This is a genomic window from Streptomyces sp. NPDC006174 (assembly GCF_040614075.1).
Lineage (GTDB): Bacteria > Actinomycetota > Actinomycetes > Streptomycetales > Streptomycetaceae > Streptomyces.
On sequence record NZ_JBEXTJ010000012.1, the window covers coordinates 206,609 to 225,385 of the forward strand.

Annotated in this window: 15 protein-coding genes; 5 read left to right on the forward strand and 10 right to left on the reverse strand. The window is 72.5% G+C overall.

Features of this window, described 5'->3' with window-relative positions; all coding sequences use genetic code 11:
* From ABZ267_RS26200 to ABZ267_RS26225, 6 genes are all read right to left on the reverse strand, one after another.
* Entirely contained in the window at nt 1-729 is a 729-nt protein-coding gene (locus tag ABZ267_RS26200) for a methyltransferase domain-containing protein (protein ID WP_356750911.1), read from the reverse strand.
* A complete protein-coding gene (locus ABZ267_RS26205) occupies nt 726-2,027 on the reverse strand; it encodes a wax ester/triacylglycerol synthase domain-containing protein (protein WP_356750909.1) in 1,302 nt (433 codons plus the stop codon). The genes ABZ267_RS26200 and ABZ267_RS26205 overlap by 4 nt, the downstream gene beginning before the upstream one ends.
* A complete protein-coding gene (locus tag ABZ267_RS26210; protein ID WP_356750907.1) occupies nt 2,024-6,379 on the reverse strand; it encodes an alpha-(1->3)-arabinofuranosyltransferase family protein in 4,356 nt (1,451 codons plus the stop codon). Before ABZ267_RS26210 ends, ABZ267_RS26205 begins: the two co-directional genes overlap by 4 nt.
* On the reverse strand, nt 6,376-7,104 hold the full coding sequence (locus tag ABZ267_RS26215) for a class I SAM-dependent methyltransferase (protein WP_356750905.1): 729 nt from the start codon (nt 7,102-7,104) through the stop codon (nt 6,376-6,378). Before ABZ267_RS26215 ends, ABZ267_RS26210 begins: the two co-directional genes overlap by 4 nt.
* Nucleotides 7,101-8,270: a glycosyltransferase family 4 protein gene (locus tag ABZ267_RS26220; RefSeq protein WP_356750903.1), complete on the reverse strand. Its 1,170-nt coding sequence runs from the start codon at nt 8,268-8,270 to the stop codon at nt 7,101-7,103. The genes ABZ267_RS26215 and ABZ267_RS26220 overlap by 4 nt, the downstream gene beginning before the upstream one ends.
* A 272-nt stretch (nt 8,271-8,542) precedes the next feature.
* Entirely contained in the window at nt 8,543-9,526 is a 984-nt protein-coding gene (locus tag ABZ267_RS26225) for a DUF3068 domain-containing protein (RefSeq protein ID WP_356750901.1), read from the reverse strand.
* A gap of 187 nt (nt 9,527-9,713) precedes the next feature.
* Here ABZ267_RS26225 and ABZ267_RS26230 point away from each other — a divergent pair, with 187 nt between their 5' ends.
* Complete coding sequence (locus ABZ267_RS26230; protein ID WP_356750899.1) at nt 9,714-9,866, forward strand: hypothetical protein; 153 nt, start codon at nt 9,714-9,716, stop codon at nt 9,864-9,866.
* Nucleotides 9,863-11,071, forward strand: a complete 1,209-nt coding sequence (locus tag ABZ267_RS26235; RefSeq protein WP_356750897.1) for a helix-turn-helix domain-containing protein — start codon at nt 9,863-9,865, stop codon at nt 11,069-11,071. Before ABZ267_RS26230 ends, ABZ267_RS26235 begins: the two co-directional genes overlap by 4 nt.
* A 22-nt stretch (nt 11,072-11,093) precedes the next feature.
* On the opposite strand, the gene ABZ267_RS26240 is transcribed toward ABZ267_RS26235, so the two are convergent.
* The 3 genes from ABZ267_RS26240 to ABZ267_RS26250 are packed head-to-tail and all read right to left on the reverse strand — an operon-like array spanning nt 11,094 to nt 14,676.
* A complete protein-coding gene (locus ABZ267_RS26240; RefSeq protein ID WP_356750895.1) occupies nt 11,094-11,879 on the reverse strand; it encodes a 3-oxoacyl-ACP reductase in 786 nt (261 codons plus the stop codon).
* A 5-nt stretch (nt 11,880-11,884) separates the two neighbouring features.
* Complete coding sequence (locus ABZ267_RS26245; RefSeq protein ID WP_356750893.1) at nt 11,885-13,279, reverse strand: aldehyde dehydrogenase family protein; 1,395 nt, start codon at nt 13,277-13,279, stop codon at nt 11,885-11,887.
* A gap of 32 nt (nt 13,280-13,311) precedes the next feature.
* Complete coding sequence (locus ABZ267_RS26250; protein ID WP_356750891.1) at nt 13,312-14,676, reverse strand: glutamine synthetase family protein; 1,365 nt, start codon at nt 14,674-14,676, stop codon at nt 13,312-13,314.
* A 136-nt stretch (nt 14,677-14,812) separates the two neighbouring features.
* Here ABZ267_RS26250 and ABZ267_RS26255 point away from each other — a divergent pair, with 136 nt between their 5' ends.
* The 3 genes from ABZ267_RS26255 to ABZ267_RS26265 all read left to right on the forward strand — a co-directional run bounded on the left by ABZ267_RS26255 (nt 14,813) and on the right by ABZ267_RS26265 (nt 17,979).
* A complete protein-coding gene (locus ABZ267_RS26255; RefSeq protein ID WP_356751226.1) occupies nt 14,813-15,550 on the forward strand; it encodes an FCD domain-containing protein in 738 nt (245 codons plus the stop codon).
* Between the two features lie 147 nt (nt 15,551-15,697).
* A complete protein-coding gene (eat, locus tag ABZ267_RS26260; protein ID WP_356750889.1) occupies nt 15,698-17,167 on the forward strand; it encodes an ethanolamine permease in 1,470 nt (489 codons plus the stop codon).
* A 50-nt stretch (nt 17,168-17,217) separates the two neighbouring features.
* Nucleotides 17,218-17,979 carry a gamma-glutamyl-gamma-aminobutyrate hydrolase family protein gene (locus ABZ267_RS26265; protein WP_356750887.1) on the forward strand — a complete coding sequence of 254 codons (762 nt, stop codon included), beginning with the start codon at nt 17,218-17,220 and terminating at the stop codon, nt 17,977-17,979.
* On the opposite strand, the gene ABZ267_RS26270 is transcribed toward ABZ267_RS26265, so the two are convergent.
* The gene (locus ABZ267_RS26270; RefSeq protein ID WP_356750885.1) at nt 17,950-18,732 is read right to left on the reverse strand and encodes a hypothetical protein; all 783 of its coding nucleotides are present in this window, start codon (nt 18,730-18,732) and stop codon (nt 17,950-17,952) included. The two genes, ABZ267_RS26265 and ABZ267_RS26270, sit on opposite strands and share 30 nt — an antisense overlap.
* Between the last annotated feature and the right edge of the window lie 45 nt (nt 18,733-18,777).

The following is an 18,777-nucleotide window of genomic DNA, read 5'->3' on the forward strand; positions in this document are numbered from 1 at the left end:
CTATCGCCGCCGCGCGTGGGCCAGCAGGATGGACGCCGCGCCCGGCACCGCGCACGCCGCCTTGTCCACCAGCCGCAGCGGACGCGGCACCCCGTGGAAAGGAGCGCCGGTGATCTTCACGTCCTCGAAGCCGGACGCCGTCAGGAAGGAGCGCAGCGCGCGGGCGGTGTAGAGCCGCAGATGGCCCACCACCTCCGAGCCCGGCCGGCCGTGGATCCCGCGCAGGCTCACCTCGGAGAACACCGGCTGCACCCCGGCCAGCAGCAGCGCCCGGTTGTACCAGGCGGCCAGGTTCGGCGTGGACAGCATCAGATGGCCGCCGGGCTTCAGGACCCGCCGCAGCTCGTCCAGCGCCTGGTCCGGGTCGACCAGGTGCTCCAGGATCTCGCTGAAGAGCACCGCGTCCGCGCACCCGTCGGCGAGCGGCAGCCCGCCGTGCTCCAGCTCGCCCCGGACCACCGAACCCATCCGGGTGCGGGCCCGGCGCAGCGCGTCCTGCGACCAGTCGACGCCGATCAGCCGGTGGCCGGTGAGGATCGGCGCGGCGGTGGCGGCGGCCGTCCCGTCACCGCATCCGACGTCCACGATGACCTGACCGGTCCGTCCGCGCAGCGCGTCGGCCAGCAGCCGCGCCTGACGCCGGCTGCGCCCGTCGCCGGACGCGACGGGGACGGCCGGGTTCTCGTAGAAGTCCCGCAGCCCGGGAGAGGGAGAGACGGTGTCGGTCATACGGTCTCCGAGGATGTCGCGGCCAGATGACGGGTGAACAGGCCGAGCAGCGCCTCGCCGTCCTCGTCACCCAGCAGGGTCCGCGACCAGCGCAGGGCCAGATGCAGCCGCCCGTCGGTGGACGCGGTGGTGAACGTGAGCCCTCTCGGCATCCGGGCGGGCGCGGAGAACCACACGGCGGTGGCCTTTCCCGCGTCGCCGAAGTCCAACGGGTACGGAATGCGGCCGATGTTGCTCAGCAGCGTCGTCGAGGTCCACGGCCCCGCCAGCACCCGCAGCCCCCGGGTGTACGCCGCACGCGCGGCGACCGGCAGCAGCGGCGTGGTCAACAGCGATACCGAACGGCCCAGTTGAGGACGCGGCTGCGCCTTCAACGCGCGGGTGCGCTCGGCGGTGAGGCGCAGCAGCGCGGGGATGTCCGTGCCGGACGCCACCTCCGCCGCGTCGAAGCCGACCTCGACCAGCCGGGTGCCGTTGCCGATCGGCATCTCCGGACCCCGGGTGCGGTCGTCGACCGGCATGGTGATCCGCAGCGGCCGTTCGGCCGCGCCGTGCGCACGGTTCCACTCGGCCACCGTCAGAGCGGTGGCCACCATCAGCTGGTCGTTCACCGTGTAGGGCGCGCCGGACTCCCGCCGTGGCACCGGGAGTTCGACCAGCAGCTGCGCGTTGCCCGGCACCGTGCCCGGCGTGCCCGCCACCACCCGGGCCGGCCGCGCGAGAGCGGCGGGCCGGGAGCGCTGGGGCTCCGGTGCGGGCGCCGGGCGGGCCGGAGCTGTCGGCGGGGGAGTGGACCGGCCGCTGTAGATCTCGGCGGCGGTGGCCGCCAGCCGCAGACAGGCGGGCCCGTCGAGTGCGGTGTGGTGCACGGTCAGCACCAGCGCACACCCCTCCCGGTCCGGCTCCTCCACCACGGTGACCCGCAGCGGAGGAGAGACGGTGAGCGGCGGAGCGGCGGCGAGCGACGCCGCCCGCACCCGGTCGAGCGCCCCGGGCGCGGCCGGCGGGAAGCTGACCGGGTCCCGGTCCGGGCCGTCCGTCAGCTCCCACTCGTACCGCCGGGCGAACGCGGAGCGCGGCCGCTCCCGCATCAGCGCCCGTGGATGCCGGGCCAGCGACGCGGCGAACGCGGCACGCAGCCGGTCCTCATCGAGCCGGCCGGGCAGCCGCACCTCGATGTGTACGGTGCTGGGCTCGGCCTCCTGCGCGCAGTGCCTGTCCACCTCGTCCACGACGGGGAACGGAATGCGGGGCAGCCGCCCGGCCGCGAACGGCCGGGCGGGGTGCGTGGCGGTCATCCGCTGGTTCCTCCACTGCCGGGCGGAGCCGTCGGGCCGCCCGGACCGCGCGCGGGCGGATCGGTGTGCGGCCGCTTGGCGTCGGCGGAGAGGGTCCGGCCGGACGGCGGCACCGCCTGCTGCGGGACCGTCGCCGGACCATCGCCTCCATCGGCCGCCACCGCCGGCTCGGTGGACCGGCCGGCCCGTCGCCTGCCGCGGACCGGGGCGGACCCGACCGTGACGAGTGCGGCGAACAGAGCGATCAGCGCGAGGAGTTGAGCCGTCGGGCCGAAGGCTCCCTTCCCGACGGCGGTGTACTCGCCGGTGGAGAGGGCCACGACCACTCCGGCCGCCGCCATCGACGCGAAGGCGACCGGTGCCAGCAACGACGGGCGGAGGTGGGCCAGTACGGCGAGCACGGGCACCACCAGAGCGACCGGTCCGGCGATCACGATGCCGACCAGGGTCAGCGCCACCGTGCCCAGGATCAGCCCGGGAGCCGGCGGCACCGGCTGCTCCACACCCTCGTACGCACCCTCGTCGGCGCCCTTCGACGGGCCGGAGCCCTTGCGCCGGAAGAGGGCCAGCGCCACCAGGACCAGGAACAGCACCCCGGCCCCGATCAGCCCGGCCCGGTAGAGCAGCGCGGGCTCGTACTCCATCGTGACCGTGCCGCCCTCACCTTCGGGGACCAGCCAGGCCTGCTGCCAGCCGTCGATCCGCAGCGGCGTCAGCTCCTTGCCGTTGAGCGTGGCCTTCCAGCCCTCGTTGTGGTTCTCGTGGAGCTGGAGGTACGAGGCCTCGCCGGCACCGACCGTCAGCGTGCGGCGGTCACCGTCGCTCTGCTTCACGTCGACCGTCCGGGCCGTGGCCGCCGGAGCCTTCGTCCCGCCCGTGGAGAGCGTGACATCGGTGATGGCGAGCGGACCGGCGTCACCGGCCTCCACGGTGTGGGTCGACGCGCCGAGCTCCACCTCGGACCGCTCGGCGCAGAGCGAGACCGCGATGGGACGGCGCTGGGTCAGGTCCCTGACCCGGCCCTCGGCCCTGGTCTCCATGAGCGTGCCGCCGATGGAGAGGACCGGCCCCTGACCGCAGGGCAGGCTGAACTTCTTCTCCGGGGCGGGCTGCGGCGAACGGAACGCGTCCAGCGCCGGGATGTAGACCTCGCTCAGCCCGACCGGCAGCTGCAACTGGTCGCCGGCGAACGGGTTGTGGACGGTGAGCGGTGCCGTGCGCGAGATGGTGATGTCCATCCTGTCGGTGGTGATCGGCGAGAAACGGGCCATGCCGTTCTCGTCCACCGCCGCCACCGCCGTGCCGTCCGGCGAGCTGATCTGCACCTGCTCGGGCCGGGTGGAGATCCCGCCGGCCGCCGCGAACACGATCTCGCCGACCTGGGTCTTCGCCGGCCAGGACAGACGGAGTACGGGACGGTCGCCGGCGATCCACGCGGTGGTGAGGTCGCCGTCCGTCAGGTTGCGGGCGCTGAGGTTGGTGCCCAGACGCGCCGTTGAGTCGGCGCTCACCAGGATCTTCTCGCGCTCGCCCGTCAGGTCGAACAGCAGTTTGTCCAGCGCCTCGCCCGGAACGGGCACCGCGCTCGCGGCGACCTTGTACGGACCGGCCTGGCCGGCCGTGAACTGGCGGTGCAGTCCGGTCTCGGCGGCCACCGCCGAGAGCCCGCCCGGGTCGCTGCCGCGCTTCAGCGAGTAGACCGACGCGTCGGCCCCCTCACGCGGAGCGTCGGACGGCAGCTCCAGCATCCGGGTCACCTGCACGCCGGGGATGGCGATGTCGGTGAACCCGGCGCCGGTGAGACCCGGCCGCCCCTGCTGGGACTTGAGGATCGTCACCTTCAGCCACGAGGCCGGCCCGGCGGGCGCGGCCACCTCCTGCGGCGAGCCGTCGGGGCGGACCGGGCTGTCCTTGGAGCCGCGGTCCGTCTCGACCCGCACCTCCGTGGCCGCCGCCCGCACACCGTTGCTCGGCAGCGGGGTGAGCTGCAGCGAGGCCGGGATCTCCTGCGTACCGGAGAAGTCGATCCGTACCCACTCGTCCTTCGGCGAGGCGGCCGAGCCCTCCGCCCAGGCGGTGTCCGGGTTGCCGTCGAAGGCGTTGGCCGGGTCGTACTGCGGCAGATGGAACAGCCAGTTGCCGATGGACGACGCGCTCACCGACTTCGCGCCGCGCAGCACCGCCGTGGTCTGGTGCTCCTCGCCTTCGGTCGGCAGGATCTGGCGCGGCGAGGCGCCCGGGTCCTGCTCCGACTCCGGCGCGTTCCGCTCGTCGGCCGTATAGGTGTGCGACGTATTGGTGTTGACCAGGCCGAACCGGGTGTCGGCCCGGCGCAGTCCGTCGCCCGCCGCGTAGAGCGACGGCTTGCCCACGCCCGGGTGGGCGTCACCGGCGAGCACGGCCGGCCGGCCCTCCAGGGCGCCGCTCGCCGAGAGCGGCAGCAGGGACTCCGGGCCGCCGCTGACGACGGCGGTCGCGGAGACGGGAGCGATGGTCGCCCGCCCGGGACGCTCGGTGCCGGTCGGCGGCTCGTAGATCTCCACCGCCTCCTGGCGCGGGAAGAGGCCCTCGATCTGCACCGGCGTGCCGTCGGCTATGCGGCCACCGGTCATGACGGGCCCGAAGCCGGTGACCCTCTTGTATCCGGAGGCCTCCAGCGTGCGCTTGACCGTGGTGGTCGGGACGTAACCCAGCTGGTCCGGGTCGAGGTCGTTGCGGACCACGACGTAGTGCAGTCCGGCCCGGTTCAGGTACTCGCTCAGCCCGGGCACCTGGCCGCCGGAGGTCAGCGCCTGCTCGACCGCGTCCATCGCCCGCCGGTTGCCCGGCGTGCCGAACGGGACGTAGTCGCGCTGGGCGTACGGCGTGTCGGCCAGCACGTCGAGCGGCTGGTCGATGGTCGAGCCCCAGGTATAGATGCCGTGCGCGGTGGCCGGCACCACGAGGGCCCGGTCGTCAGGCGAGTTGTCCTTCAGCCAGCCCGCGGCCTTCGACCAGTGGTCCGGGATCTCCTTGAACGAACCCGGTTGCAGGATCGACCCGTTGACGTACGGCCAGGCCAGACCCGGCAGCACGAGGACGGCGGCGATCACCGGAGCCAGCCGGCGCGCCCGCACCGGCACCCGCTCGTCGCGGCCGGACCACAGCGCGGCCACGGCGGCGATGTGCGCCAGGCCGAGCGCCAGAGCGAGGGCCAGACCGGTCTGGAACTTGTAGATGTTCCGGAACGGCACCAGCCAGGTGTCCAGCCACTCCTGCACGGTCCCGTGGAAGAGGCCGCCCAGCGCACCGCCGTACCCGGCGAGCGTGACGAGCGCGACGGACAGCACGGTCAGCACCAGCCAGCGGCGCTCCGGCAGATTGCGCCGGGCCAGACCGGCCAGGCCCAGGGCGGCGGCGAGCGCCGAGCCCAGGATGGTGACGGTCGCGGTGGCGACGGTCCAGCCGGCGGGCAGCCAGGCCTCGCCGAAGTTCAGATAGCCGACCCAGTTGCCGGCGCCGCGCAGCAGCTCGACCGCCGACATGGTCGTCGTGGTGGTGTACGAGGACTCCACGTACGGCATGAAGTTCTCACCGAAGGTGCCGAGCAGCAGCAGCGGAACGATCCACCAGAAGGTCGCCAGGATCACGCCCGGGATCCACCACAGCAGCAGCGCCCGCTTGCGCGGACCGGCGGGCCGGGTGAGCAGGTAGAGGCCGACCGGCAGCAGCGAGGCCAGCGTGGACGCCGCGTTCACGCCGCCCATCAGCGGGATCAGCAGCGCGGAGCGGGCCGCGGCGATCCGCGGCGCGAGGCGCGGGTTCGTCAGCGGCAGCAGCACCCACGGCAGCAGCGCGCCGGGCAGGGCGGCGGCCGAGGTCGAGCCGACCACGATGGTGTACGTCGGCCAGAGCGCATACACGACGGCGCCGAGCAGCCGGGTGGCCGAGGAGCCCACGCGCAGCCGCTCCGCCAGCCGGAGCACACCCCAGAAGGCGGTCGCCACGATCAGCGAGAGCCAGAGCCGCTCCGCCAGCCAGGTCGGCACCCGCAGCAGGTCGGCCAGGCCGTAGTACGGCAGCATCGGCACCAGGTAGCCGATGTACTGGTCGGTGATCCCGCCGAAGCCGGAGCGGCTGTGCCACAGCTCGCCCAGGTCGCCGAGGAACCGTCCGGGATCCACGACGACGCCGAGCTTGGTGTCGAACGTCATGCGTCCCGGCGACACCGCGAGGAACGCCGCGAACACCACGGCCCAGAACCCCAGCAGCCAGCGCCGCGAACGGGGCGCCTCGTCGTCGACCGGTCTGGCAGGCGGTGGATCGCCGCCGTCCGGGGTCTGGTGGGGTGGGAGGTGGACTGCGCTGGTCATGAACACCGCCGGAGAATGAGAAGGAGGTTCCAGGTGGCGAATTCCCGCAGTCCGGGCACCCGGGTAACAAGTTCGGGCAGGACCGGCCAGTACCGCGACCGGGCGGACACGATGTCCACGTCGGTGCGGCCCCGCACATGGCGCAGCGTCGGGCCGACGCCGATCCTGAAGAGGTTCTCGCCGAGGCGGTGCTTGGCCGGATGGCCCGTGCGCCGCTCGTAACGGGCGCGGGCGCGCTCGGCGCCGGCGTAGTGCCAGGGGGCCCACTCGTGGCCGCCCCACGGCGAGTACCAGTTGGTGAACGAGACGTAGATCAGCCCGCCGGGGCGGGTGACGCGCGCCATCTCGCTGAGAAAGGTGTGCGGATCCGCGACGTGCTCCAGCACGTTGGAGGAGAAGGCGACATCGGCCGCCCCGTCCGCCAGAGGCAGCAGATAGCCGTCGGCGACGACGGTGTCCCGCGGCCCCCGCGACCGCTGGTCACCCAGCTCCCCGCGGTCCGGCTCGAAGAGGTAGCTCTGCGCGCCGCGCCGCCGGAACTCCCGGGTGAAGTAGCCGTTGCCGCCGCCGATGTCGGCGACGACCTTCCCGTTCAGCGGCATGTGCCGTTCGACCTGGTCCGCCGCGTCCCTGGCCAGCAGGGTGTAGACGGTCTCCGGGTCCTCCGCCTCGCGGAGGAAGGCCCGGAACAGGACGGCGGAGCGGCGGAAGGACGGGTCTTTCACGAGCGGGCACCCGTCGGCCAGGACCCCGTACCGCTGATCGCCTCGGCGGCCACGGCCTCCAGCTGGGTCACGCTGCTGCTCCACCGGTAGGCGGCGGCCCGCTCACGCGCGGCCTTGCCCATCGCCTCGCGGCGCTCCTCGTCCAGCGCCAGCGCGCACCAGGCCGCGGCGAAGGACGACTCGCCGCGCGCGAGGATGCCGGTGACGCCGTCCTCGACGGAGTCGCGCAGCCCGGGCACGTCGAAGCCGAGCGTCGGCGTCGACCGGGTCCCGGCCTCCGTGACGACCAGCCCCCACCCCTCCACCGCCGCCGGATGCAGCAGCATCCAGGACGCGCAGAGCAGCCGGTGCTTCTCCGCCTCGGACACATGCCCGGCGAAGTCCACATCCGGGCCGGCGAGCTTCTCCAGCTTCTCCCGCTCGGGACCGTCGCCGACGATCACGAGCCGGCCGCCGGTGACCGGCCGGACCCGCTCCCAGAGCTGGAGCAGCAGATCGATGCGCTTGTAGTCGACCAGCCGGCCGAGCGCCAGGAAGAGCGGTGTCGCGGACCGTTCGCTCTGCGGCAGCGGATCCTGGACGCCGTTGTTCACCAGCCGGATCCGCTCGTCCGGAACGCCCAGCTCACGCAAGGCGCCCGCGGTGGACGGCGAGACGGCGATCATCAGATGGTCCCGGTAGGCCCGGGAGAGCGCCCAGTGTTCGAGCTGACGCCCGGCGCGGGCCACCGGCGCCGGGAATCGCATGTCCCACAGATCGGTGTGGACGTGGTTGACCAGGCACACGGTCGGGCCGCGGTGCCACAGCGGCGCCAGGTACGGCATGCCGTTGCAGACCTCGATCAGCAGGTCGCAGCTGCCGACCTGCCGGGCGAACGCGGAGCGCGCGCCGAGGTAGTGCCCCAGCTGCGATCCGGCGGAGACGACCCGGTAGGGCCGGCGCGCGGCCTGTCCGCCGCACAGGAGGGTGACGTCGTGACCCCGTTCGGTGAGGCCGAGGGCGAGCTGGTCGATGAGCAGCTCGGAGCCGCCCGCGGCCGGGTTGCCCAGGTCGCGGTGGGCGAGGAAGACGATGCGTCTCGGGGAGGCGGGAATCCTGGGGGAGACCGGGCCCTGACCCTGCGGCGCGGCTGCGGGAAGCAGCGGGGGAGGAACGTGCTGGGGCATGGGTGCTCCAACTCGGCTCGGGGGGCGGGGGACTCGGGGCGGGGCTTGAGAAGTACGGAGAAGGGACGGAGAGGAAGGACGGGGACGAAAAGGGAGGGGCTGGGGCACTACGGGAGCGGGACGAACGGTTTCGGGTACGGGACAGAGGAACGCGGCTGTGGGGCGCGCGAACAAGGGATGAGAGACCGGGGGCCGTGCAGTGGTGGGGATAGACAGTTTTCGGTACGGCTACGCCCCCGGGCTACTCACCGATGCGACAACTTGCCGGTAACTCAGGTGGGCGAGTTCGTCATCATGTGAGTATTCGGGCCTTCCGGCTCCGTCCGACGGCCCCGGATGACGAGCACGATGCCCACAGCCGCGAGCACGAGACCCAGTCCGACCGCTCCGGCCGGCGCGGTCCCGCCGAGCAGCGCCAGCCGGTCGCTGTCCGCCGAGGCCAGCTCGACCTGCTTGAGCTGGGTCTCCTTGGTGAACTCGACCCGCTCGCTCTCCAGCAGCGTGACGGCGTCCTTCTTCGAGCCCGGCGCGCGCAGCGTCTTCTTCGGGCCGATCGCCGCGTTCATGATGCGCCCGGTCCGCCGGTCCACGACCAGTTCGATGCCACTGTTGGAGTACCACTCCTCGGCGAGGATCTGCGGCGTACGAGGCTTGCCGACGAGCACGCCGGGCACCTGGCGCACGCCGGTCCGGGTCGGCTCGACCGTGCCCTTGAACAGGTACCCCTCGTACCCCTGCACCTTCTTCGTACCGGCGTAGTCGAGCCGGACGACGCCGCCGAGCGTGCCGTCCCACCAGCGGTAAGCGCGTCTTTCGACATCGAACGGGAACTTCAGATAAGCCTCCCCGTCGAAGGTCGGCGTCTCCTCGCAGCAGTGCACCGGCTCATTGGTGTACCGGTCGGTCACCCAGCGCTCCATCGTCCACTGCAGGGCGTCGCGTGGGTCCGATGCGGGCAGGGTCTCGCTGTGGTCGACGGAGGTGGAGACGTCCCACACGGCGTTGCCGCTCTTGACGCTGTCGGCCACGTCCCCGCGCACCTGGCGGGTGATCGTGATCTCCTTGCCCTCGACCGTCTCGACCTTCGAGGTGTCGAAGTAGCTGCCGGTCCCGGTGAAGACCGTAGTCGTATCGATATCTATAGGGGTGCGCTTCGCCTGCGGCTGGACATACCAGACGAGCAGGGGCGCGAGTACGAGCAGAAAGACCCCTGCACCCAGCAGAAACAGTGACAGAGGTGAAGCATTGCGGCGCATCCGGGCACTCCTGGGTCGAATCTCTTCGCGGGAGGTGCACGGGCCCCGGGCCGGTCAGCCCTTGATTGGCGTGAACAGTAAGCAAGCCCTTGACGGCATGTCAATGGACTGCCGACACTGTGTGCCAGCCGGAGGGGCCCGGCCATACGGAGCAGGGATCGACTCCAAGCAAGGAGCTGACCCGATCATGCGCAGACTCATCGCCGCCGCTGCCACCACCCTGGTGGCCGCAGCGCTCGCCTTCGGTGCCGCCTTCGGCATCGTGGCCCTGCTCGACGCCACACCCGAGCAGCCGAACACACCCTTGATCAGTTACGACACCGCACCGGCGGGCTCGTGACGCCTCGCGCCTGGCAGGAGGTGCCCCGGTCGAAGGTGGAGCGGTTCGCCTCCATCGCCCTGGCCGAGGCGCCGGAGATCGCCCAGAAGATCCTCACCGAGATCCGGCAGGACTACCCGTACCTCCAGCTCGTCGAGGACGAGTCCGGCGAGCCGATGGCCCTGGTCGGCATCCGCCGCGCCATCGAGGGCTTCGTACGCCACCTCGCCTCCGGCGCCGCCGACCCGCGCGTGCCGCCGGAGGTGTTCCAGGAGTTCGGCCGGGGCGAGGGACTGCACGGCCGCACCCTCGACTCGCTCCAGGCCGTCTACCGGCTCGGGGTCCGCCTCACCTGGCGCCGGTTCGCCGAGATCGGCCAGCAGGTCGACATCGCCGCGCCCGCCATGTACGAGCTGGCCGAATCGGGATTCGAGTATCTGGACGGCCTCGTGGAACAGTCGGTCCTGGGCTACGCCGAGGCGGCGGCCCGCCGCGCCAGTGAGCGGCTGCGCCTCCAGCGCCAGCTCATCGACCTGCTCCTGATGGAGCCCCGCGGCGACTCGGCCCGCACGCTCGCCGAGCGGGCCGCCCGGATCGGCTGGGAGCTGCCGGAGACCATCGCGGTGGGCGTGCTGATGCGCCCGGCCCGCGAGGCCGTGGCTCCGGCGGTGGGACAAGGGATCCTGCTGGAGACGGAGAGCGAGCAGCCGCGCATCGTCATCCCCGACCCGGAGACCGCGGGCCGGGCGGACACCTTGCGCCGGGCCACCGCCGGCTGGTCCGGCGCGATCGGCCCGCCGGTGCCGCTGGCCGCCGCCGCGACCTCGCTCCGGTGGGCCGAGACCGCCGTCCAGCTGATCAAGAAGAACCTGCTGCCGCAGGGCGAGGTGCTGCACTGCACCGAGCGCACGGAGGAGCTGGTGCTCCTGCCGTCCCGGGAGCTGATCGACGCCGCCGCCCGCCGCTGCCTCGCGCCGCTGGACGGCCTCGGCCCGACCGCGGCGAAGCGGCTGGCCGAGACCCTCCTCGCCTGGATCGAGACGCCCGGCGGCGCGCCCGAGGTGGCCCAGCGGCTCGGCATCCACCCGCAGACGGCGCGCTACCGGCTGCGCCAGATCCGCGAGCTGTGGGGCGACGCGATCGACGACCCCGACCAGCGCTTCGAAATGCTGCTGGTGCTCCGCTCGCAGCGGCTGCGGGGAGCGTTGGCGCAGGGGACGGAGTAGCGCGCCCCCTGCGCGTACCGGCTCAGACCGGTGTGACGTACGCTCCGGCGATCCCGCCGTCCACCAGGAAGTCCGTCGCGTTGACGAACGAGGAGTCGTCGCTCGCCAGGAACGCCACGGCCGCGGCGATCTCGGCCGGCTCGGCGAACCGGCCGACCGGGATGTGCACCAGCCGCCGCGCGGCCCGCTCCGGGTCCTTGGCGAACAGCTCCTGGAGCAGCGGTGTGTTCACCGGCCCCGGGCAGAGCGCGTTGACGCGGATGCCGTCCCGCGCGAACTGCACGCCCAGCTCACGCGACATCGCCAGCACTCCGCCCTTGGACGCGGTGTACGAGATCTGCGAGGTCGCCGCCCCCATCCGGGCCACGAACGACGCCGTGTTGATGATCGAGCCGCGGCCCTGGGCGCGCATGTACGGGATGGCGGCCTTGCAGCACAGGAAGACCGAGGTCAGATTGGTCTCCTGCACCCGGCGCCAGGCCTCCAGGCCGGTCTCCAGGATCGAGTCGTCGTCGGGCGGCGAGATGCCGGCGTTGTTGAACGCGATGTCGACCGAACCGTAGGTGTCGAACGCCGCCTTGAAGAGCGCCTCGACCTGCTCGGCGTCGGTGACGTCGGTACGGACGAAGAGCCCGCCCGCCTCCTCGGCGGCCGCCTTGCCGCTCGCCTCGTCCACATCGGCGCAGACGACCTGGGCGCCCTCGGCGGCCAGCCGCCGCACGGTGGCCAGACCGATGCCGCTGCCGGCTCCGGTGACGACGGCGGTGCGGCCGACCAGGCGGCGGCAGACAGGAGAAGTGTCGGTCATGGTGCTCAGGCCTCCGTGCTGATGAAGATGTTCTTGGTTTCGGTGAAGGCGGCCAAGGCGTCGGGCCCGAGCTCACGGCCCAGCCCCGACTGCTTGTAGCCGCCGAAAGGCGTCGAATAGCGCACGCTGGAGTGCGAGTTGACGGAGAGGTTGCCTGCCCGCAGGCCCTGGCCGACGCGCAGTGCCCGCCCGATGTCCCGGGACCAGACAGATCCGGCCAGCCCGTAGTCGGTGGCGTTCGCCAGGCGCAGAGCCTCCTCCTCACCGTCGAACGGCAGGACCACCGCGACCGGCCCGAAGACCTCCTCGACGGCCACCGGAGCGTCGGCCGCGACCCCGGCGAACACGGTCGGCGGATACCAGAACCCGGGCCCTTCCGGCGCGTTGCCGAGGATGGCCCGTACGCCGTCGGCTTCCCGGACACCGTCGGTGAAGCCCCGCACCCGGTCCAGCTGGAGCGCCGAGATCAGCGGGCCCATCTGCGTCTTCTCGTCCGCCGGATCGCCCACCACCACAGCCTCGACGGCCGGCACGAGCAGCTCCAGGAACCGCTCGTACACCGGCCGTTCGACCAGGATCCGCGTGCGGGCACAGCAGTCCTGGCCCGCGTTGTCGAGGAACGACATCGGAGTGGCGGCCGCCGCCGCCTCCACGTCGGCGTCGGCGAAGACGATGTTCGGGCTCTTGCCGCCGAGTTCGAGTGTGAGGCGCTTCACGCGCTCCGCGCACCGCGTCATGATGTGCTTGCCGGTCCGCGTCGAGCCGGTGAACACGATCTTCGCGACGCCCGGATGGTCCACCAAGGCGCTCCCGGCCACCGGGCCCTCGCCGGGCAGAACCTGGAACAGTCCTTCGGGAAGGCCTGCCTCCAGGGCGAGTTCGGCCAGTCGCAGAGCGGTCAGCGGGGTCGTCTCGGCGGGCTTGAGGAGGACCGCGTTGCCCGCGGCGAGCGCCGGGGCCAGACCCCAGGCGGCGATGGGCATCGGGAAGTTCCAGGGCGCGATGACACCGATGACGCCGAGCGGCTCCAGGATCGTGAAGTCGATGCCGCCCGCCACCGGGATCTGCCGGCCGAGCAGCCGCTCCGCGCCGCCCGCGCTGTAGTCCAGGAGGTCGCGGACATTGCCCGCCTCCCAGCGGGCGTTGCCGATGGTGTGTCCGGCCTCGCGGACCTCCAACTGGGCCAGTTCCTCGGTGTGTTCGTCGACAACTGCGGCGAAGCGGCGCAGCAGCCTGGCCCGGTCGGCGGGCGCTGCGGCGGCCCACGGGCGCTGTGCGGCGGTGGCACGGACCACGGCCGCGTCCACATCGGCGGGAGAGGCGGCGGGCACGGTGGCGATGACCTCGGCGGTCGCCGGGTTCAGGACGTCCAGTGCGGACGCTGCGGGGTGCTGTGACACGTACGGACCTCGATCAAGGGAGCTGGTGGTGGTCAGAGGCGTTCGAAGGAGCGGCGCAGCTCCCAGTCGGTCACCGCGGAGTCGTAGGCGGCGAGTTCGACCTTCGCCATGTTCAGGTAGTGCGCGACGACCTCCTCGCCGAACGCCTCCTTCGCGATGGGGCTGGCCTCCCACAGCTCGGCCGCCTCGCGCAGGGTCGTCGGCACCTGGTCGTACGCGCCGGTGTAGGCGTTGCCCGTACACGCCTCCGGCAACGGCAGCCGGTGCTCGACCCCGTACAGACCGGCGGCGACCAGTCCGGCGACGGCGAGGTGCGGATTGACGTCACCGCCGGGCAGCCGGTTCTCGAAGCGCATCGAGCGGCCGTGGCCGACGACCCGCAGAGCGCAGGTGCGGTTGTCGACGCCCCAGGCCACGGCGGTGGGCGCGAAGGAGCCGGGCTGGAAGCGCTTGTAGGAGTTGATGTTCGGCGCGTAGAGAAGCGAGAAGTCGCGCAGAGCGGCGAGCTGGCCGGCCAGGAAGTGGCGCATCAGCTCGGACATGCCGTCCGGCCCGTCGCCGGCCATCACGTTCTCGCCGTTCCCGTCGGTGAGCGAGAGGTGGATGTGGCACGAGTTGCCCTCGCGCTCGTCGTACTTGGCCATGAAGGTCAGCGAGACGCCTTCCTGGGCGGCGATCTCCTTGGCGCCGGTCTTGTAGACGGCGTGCTGGTCGCAGGTGGTCAGCGCCTCGTCGTAGCGGAAGACGATCTCGTGCTGGCCGGGATTGCACTCGCCTTTGGCCGATTCGACGGTCAGCCCGGCCTGCTGCATCTCGTTGCGGATGCGGCGCAGCAGCGGCTCGATGCGGCCGGTGCCGAGGATGGAGTAGTCGATGTTGTACTGGTTGGCCGGGGTCAGCCCGCGGTAGTCGCGGTCCCAGGCCTCCTCGTAACTGTCCCGGAAGACGATGAACTCCAGCTCGGTGCCGACCTGCGCCGTGTAGCCGAGCGCCTCCAGCCGGTCCAGCTGGCGGCGCAGGATCTGGCGCGGTGCGGCCACCACCGGGCTGCCGTCGTGCCAGGCGAGGTCGGCGATGAGGAGCGCGGTGCCGTCGTGCCAGGGGACCGGGCGGAGCGTGGCGGGGTCGGGGACCATGCCGAAGTCGCCGTAGCCGTTCTCCCACGACGACATCGCGTAACCGTCGACGGTCCGCATCTCGGTGTCCACGGCCAGCAGGTAATTGCAGCCCTCGGTACCGTGCTCCAGCACCTCGTCGAGGAAGAACCCGGCCGCGAATCGCTTTCCCTGGAGCCGGCCCTGCATGTCCGGGAAGGCCAGCACCACAGTGTCTGTCGACCCGTCCGCGACGCGTGAGCGGAGCTCGTCGACGGTGAGCGGGGGTGTGCGGTCTGCCACGGGATTCCTCCTTGGGTGAACCGGGAGGCTTAAGGTATGACAGAGAACCATTGCTTGGGAAGGGGATCGGCGCGTGGTCACCAGAAGGAGAACCGACGGCACCCGGTCGGCGGCGGACGAGGGCGCTCCGGAGGCCGTGGGCGAGGAGGTGACGGGCGGGGAGGGCTCCGGGCCGCTGGCCTCCGTCCTGCGCCCGGTCCGCACGGGCAACGGTTTCGAGGAGACCCTGGAACAGGTCCTGCAACTGCTCCGCCTCGGCCTCGTCCCGCCCGGCGACCGCCTCCCCGCCGAACGCGAACTCGCCCAGCACCTCGGCGTCAGCCGGGTGACCCTGCGCGAGGTGCTCAAGGTCCTCCAGGACCAGGGCGTGGTGGAGAGCCGGCGCGGCCGCTACGGCGGCACGTTCGTCCTGCCGCGGACGAACGCCGCCGACGGCAGCGACGAACTCCTGCGCCGGGTGGCCGCCGTCGACGTGGAGGACACCCTGCGCTTCCGCGAGGTGCTGGAGACCGGGGCCGCCGGGCTCTGCGCCGACGGACTCGCGGCCGACGGCGCCGGCCGGCTGCGGTCGGCCCTGGAGGCCACCCAGGGCGCCCGGCTGGAGGACTACCGCCGCCAGGACACCCTGCTCCACCTCACCCTCGCCGAACTCTCCGGCTCCCGCTCGCTCGCCGAGCGGTACGCCTCCGTACGCGCCACCCTCAACGAACTCCTGGACTGCATCCCGCTCCTGGTCCGCAACCTGGAGCACTCCCAGCAGCAGCACGCGGCCGTCGTCGAGGCGGTGCTCGACCGGGACGCTGAGGCGGCCCGCGAGATGATGCGCGAACACTGCGCCGGTACGGCGGCGCTGCTGCGCGGCTTCCTGGCCTGAGCCGCCGGCCCGCTTCGGGAGCCGATCCGTAACCACTCTTTAACGCAGCCCCCTTGCCATCCGCGCCGACGTTCCACAAAGGTGTGCCGACGAACCTTTGATCGACGCAGTGCCACCGATGAAGTCGACCGACGTCAGGAGCGCCTCATGGCTGAGGGAACCGAAACACCCGCCGGACCACCCGAATCCGGAAGCCCCGGTGCGTCCGGCTCGGCCGCGTACCTGCACCGCCGGACCCTGAGGCGAGGAAGCGCCGGCTGGCTGCTGCTCACCGGGCTCGGCGTCGCCTACGTCGTCTCCGGCGACTTCTCCGGCTGGAACATCGGCCTCTCCAAAGGCGGCTTCGGCGGGCTCGCGGTCGCCATGGTCCTGATGGGCGTCATGTACGCCTGTCTGGTCTTCGCGCTGGCCGAACTCTCCGCCATCCTGCCGACGGCGGGCGGCGGTTACGGCTTCGCCCGGCGCGCGCTCGGCACCTGGGGCGGCTTCCTCACCGGCACGGCCATCCTCATCGAGTACATCCTCGCGCCCGCCGCCATCTCCCTCTTCATCGGCGACTACGTCGAATCGCTCGGCCTGTTCGGACTGACCTCCGGCTGGCCGGTCTACCTCGCCTGCTTCGCGATCTTCATCTCCATCCACCTCTGGGGCGTCGGCGAGGCGCTCCGCTTCAGCCTGGTCGTGACCGCCATCGCGGTGGCCGCACTGCTGATCTTCGCCGTCGGCGCGTTCACCGAGTTCGACGCGGGCCGCCTCAACGACATCCCGGCCGACCCGAGCGCCTTCGGCTCCAACTCCTGGCTGCCGTACGGACTCCTCGGCATCTGGGCCGCGTTCCCGTTCGGCATGTGGTTCTTCCTCGGCGTGGAGGGCGTACCGCTCGCCGCCGAGGAGGCCAAGGACCCGGTCCGCTCGATGCCGAAGGCGCTGGCCATCTCGCTCGCCGTGCTGGTCTTCCTGGCGCTCATCACCTTCGTCTCCGCCACCGGAGCCCAAGGCGCCGACGCCATCAAGGAGGCCGGAAATCCGCTCGTGGTCGCCCTCCAGGGCAGCGGCGAGCCGACCGTCCTCAGCCGCTTCGTCAACTACGCGGGCCTCGCCGGCCTGGTGGCCTCCTTCTTCTCGCTCATCTTCGCCGGCTCCCGCCAGCTCTTCGCCCTCTCCCGGGCCGGCTACCTGCCGCGCTTCCTCTCGCTCACCAACCGCCGCAAGTCCCCGTACCTCGGCCTGCTCATCCCCGGCGTCATCGGCTTCACGCTGGCCGCCTGGAGCGGCAACGGCGGCCGGATGCTCAACGTCGCCGTCTTCGGCGCCACCATCAGCTACGCGCTCATGGCCCTCTCCCACATCGTGCTGCGCCGCCGCGAGCCGGAACTGGCCCGGCCCTACCGGACTCCCGGCGGCGCGCGCACCTCGGCTGTCGCCTTCGTCCTGGCATGCTCGGCGCTGGTGGCGACCTTCCTGGTGGACCGGGACGCGGCGTTCATCGCGCTCGGTGTGTACGCGGTGGCGCTCGCCTACTTCGCCTTCTACAGCCGCCACCGGCTGGTCGCGGCGGCCCCGGAGGAGGAGTTCGCCGCACTGGCGGCGGCGGAGGCCGAACTCAAGCGCGACTGACCGCCCGGCACCATCGTCGATCCGTCACGAGACAGCAGAAGGAGCCGTCCATGTCCCGGCCCGTCATCGGCATCAGCACCTACCAGGACCCGGCCCGCTGGGGTGTCTGGGAGATGCCCGCGGTGCTCCTGCCCGCCGCCTACCCGCGCCTGGTCCGGGCGGCGGGCGGACTGGCGGTGCTGCTGCCGCCGGACGAGGCCGCGGACGCGGCCCGGGAGACCGTGGCGGCGCTGGACGGGGTGGTGATCGCCGGAGGAGCGGACGTGGAACCGGCACGGTACGGAGCCGACCCCGACCCTCGTACGGGACCTCCGGCCCGTGAGCGGGACGCCTGGGAGCTGGCGTTGATCGAGGCGGCGATCGGCCAGGGCGTCCCGCTGCTCGGCATCTGCCGGGGCATGCAGCTGCTGAACGTGGCCCTCGGCGGCACGCTGCACCAGCACCTGGACGGCCACACCGGCGGCCACGCCGTCTTCGGCGGCCACGCGGTGGACCCCGTGCCCGGTACGGCGTACGCGGAGGCCGTCCCGGAACAGACCACGGTGCCCGCCTACCACCACCAGGCCGTCGACCGCCTGGGCACCGGCCTGATCGCCTCCGCCCACGCGCCCGACGGCACGGTGGAGGCGCTGGAACTCCCGGACCGCGAGAGCCTGGTGCTCGGCGTGCAGTGGCACCCGGAGATGGGCGACGACACCCGCGTCATGACCGCCCTGGTCGACGCGGCCCGCCGCCGCTCGCGCGCGTCGGCCTCGGCCCAGGGCGCCTCAGGAGCGCGTGCCTCAGCGCCGGGTGTCGGGCAGGTGCGGTGATCCGGTGCCGGGAGTCCCGTGGCCTGGGCCGGAGAAGCCCGGGCCGGTGAAGTCGGGACCCGCGTAGGCGGGCGGGGTGAAGCGCGAGCCGTGGCCGGGCGCCTCGGCCGGGCGGCCGGCCTCCGCGAGCTCCTGGAGCAGGAACGGCCGGATCGCCCGGTCCCGCAAGGCGGTGCGCCAGGTCTCCCGGGCCCGCTCCAGGTCGGCCGAAGAGTCCACGCCGGGCGGTTCACCGGGCCCCGACTGGAGTGCGGCCGTGCGGTAGAGCGCGACGAGGCCGGCCACGGCGGCGGCCGCCGCGATGGCCAGACTGACCCAGCCGACCCGGACGAGGGTGCCGGCCAGCGCCGCCATGCCGCCGGTCAGCCGGAGCCCGTACCCCAGCAGGAGGAAGGTCGCCGCGGCGACGGCGGCGAGGATCGGCGTCAGCACCCCGAGAACCGCCAGGGCTCCGGCACCGGCCCGCTCCTGGCTCCCCGGCCCCGACAGAGGAGCGGGGACGCTGTCGTGGTGCCGGGCGTGCAGCTCGCGCCGCAGGGCCGCGTACGCCCGGTACTCCGCGGCGGCCTCCGGAGCCGTACGCGCCACCGAGGCCAGGGCCCGGATCCGCAACTGGCCGCCGCCGACGCCGGATTCCTCCAGCAGCCGCCGGATCTCCGCCGAGGCGAGCACCTCGTCGAGCACCGCCGCGTAATCGGATCTGTCCTCGTCGCCGAGGCACCCGACGTCCCCGAGCGGGGATGGTCTGCCCATGCTGTCCTTCGATCGATGTGTCGCGGTGCGGAGGCCCGCGGGCCT

Coding starts and splice junctions, on each gene's coding strand:
- ABZ267_RS26200 (WP_356750911.1), bottom strand. CDS start 729: ATGACCGACACCGTCTCTCCCTCTCCCGGGCTGCGGGACTTCTACGAG.
- ABZ267_RS26205 (WP_356750909.1), bottom strand. CDS start 2,027: ATGACCGCCACGCACCCCGCCCGGCCGTTCGCGGCCGGGCGGCTGCCC.
- ABZ267_RS26210 (WP_356750907.1), bottom strand. CDS start 6,379: ATGACCAGCGCAGTCCACCTCCCACCCCACCAGACCCCGGACGGCGGC.
- ABZ267_RS26220 (WP_356750903.1), bottom strand. CDS start 8,270: ATGCCCCAGCACGTTCCTCCCCCGCTGCTTCCCGCAGCCGCGCCGCAG.
- ABZ267_RS26225 (WP_356750901.1), bottom strand. CDS start 9,526: ATGCGCCGCAATGCTTCACCTCTGTCACTGTTTCTGCTGGGTGCAGGG.
- ABZ267_RS26230 (WP_356750899.1), top strand. CDS start 9,714: ATGCGCAGACTCATCGCCGCCGCTGCCACCACCCTGGTGGCCGCAGCG.
- ABZ267_RS26240 (WP_356750895.1), bottom strand. CDS start 11,879: ATGACCGACACTTCTCCTGTCTGCCGCCGCCTGGTCGGCCGCACCGCC.
- eat (WP_356750889.1), top strand. CDS start 15,698: ATGGCTGAGGGAACCGAAACACCCGCCGGACCACCCGAATCCGGAAGC.
- ABZ267_RS26265 (WP_356750887.1), top strand. CDS start 17,218: ATGTCCCGGCCCGTCATCGGCATCAGCACCTACCAGGACCCGGCCCGC.
- ABZ267_RS26270 (WP_356750885.1), bottom strand. CDS start 18,732: ATGGGCAGACCATCCCCGCTCGGGGACGTCGGGTGCCTCGGCGACGAG.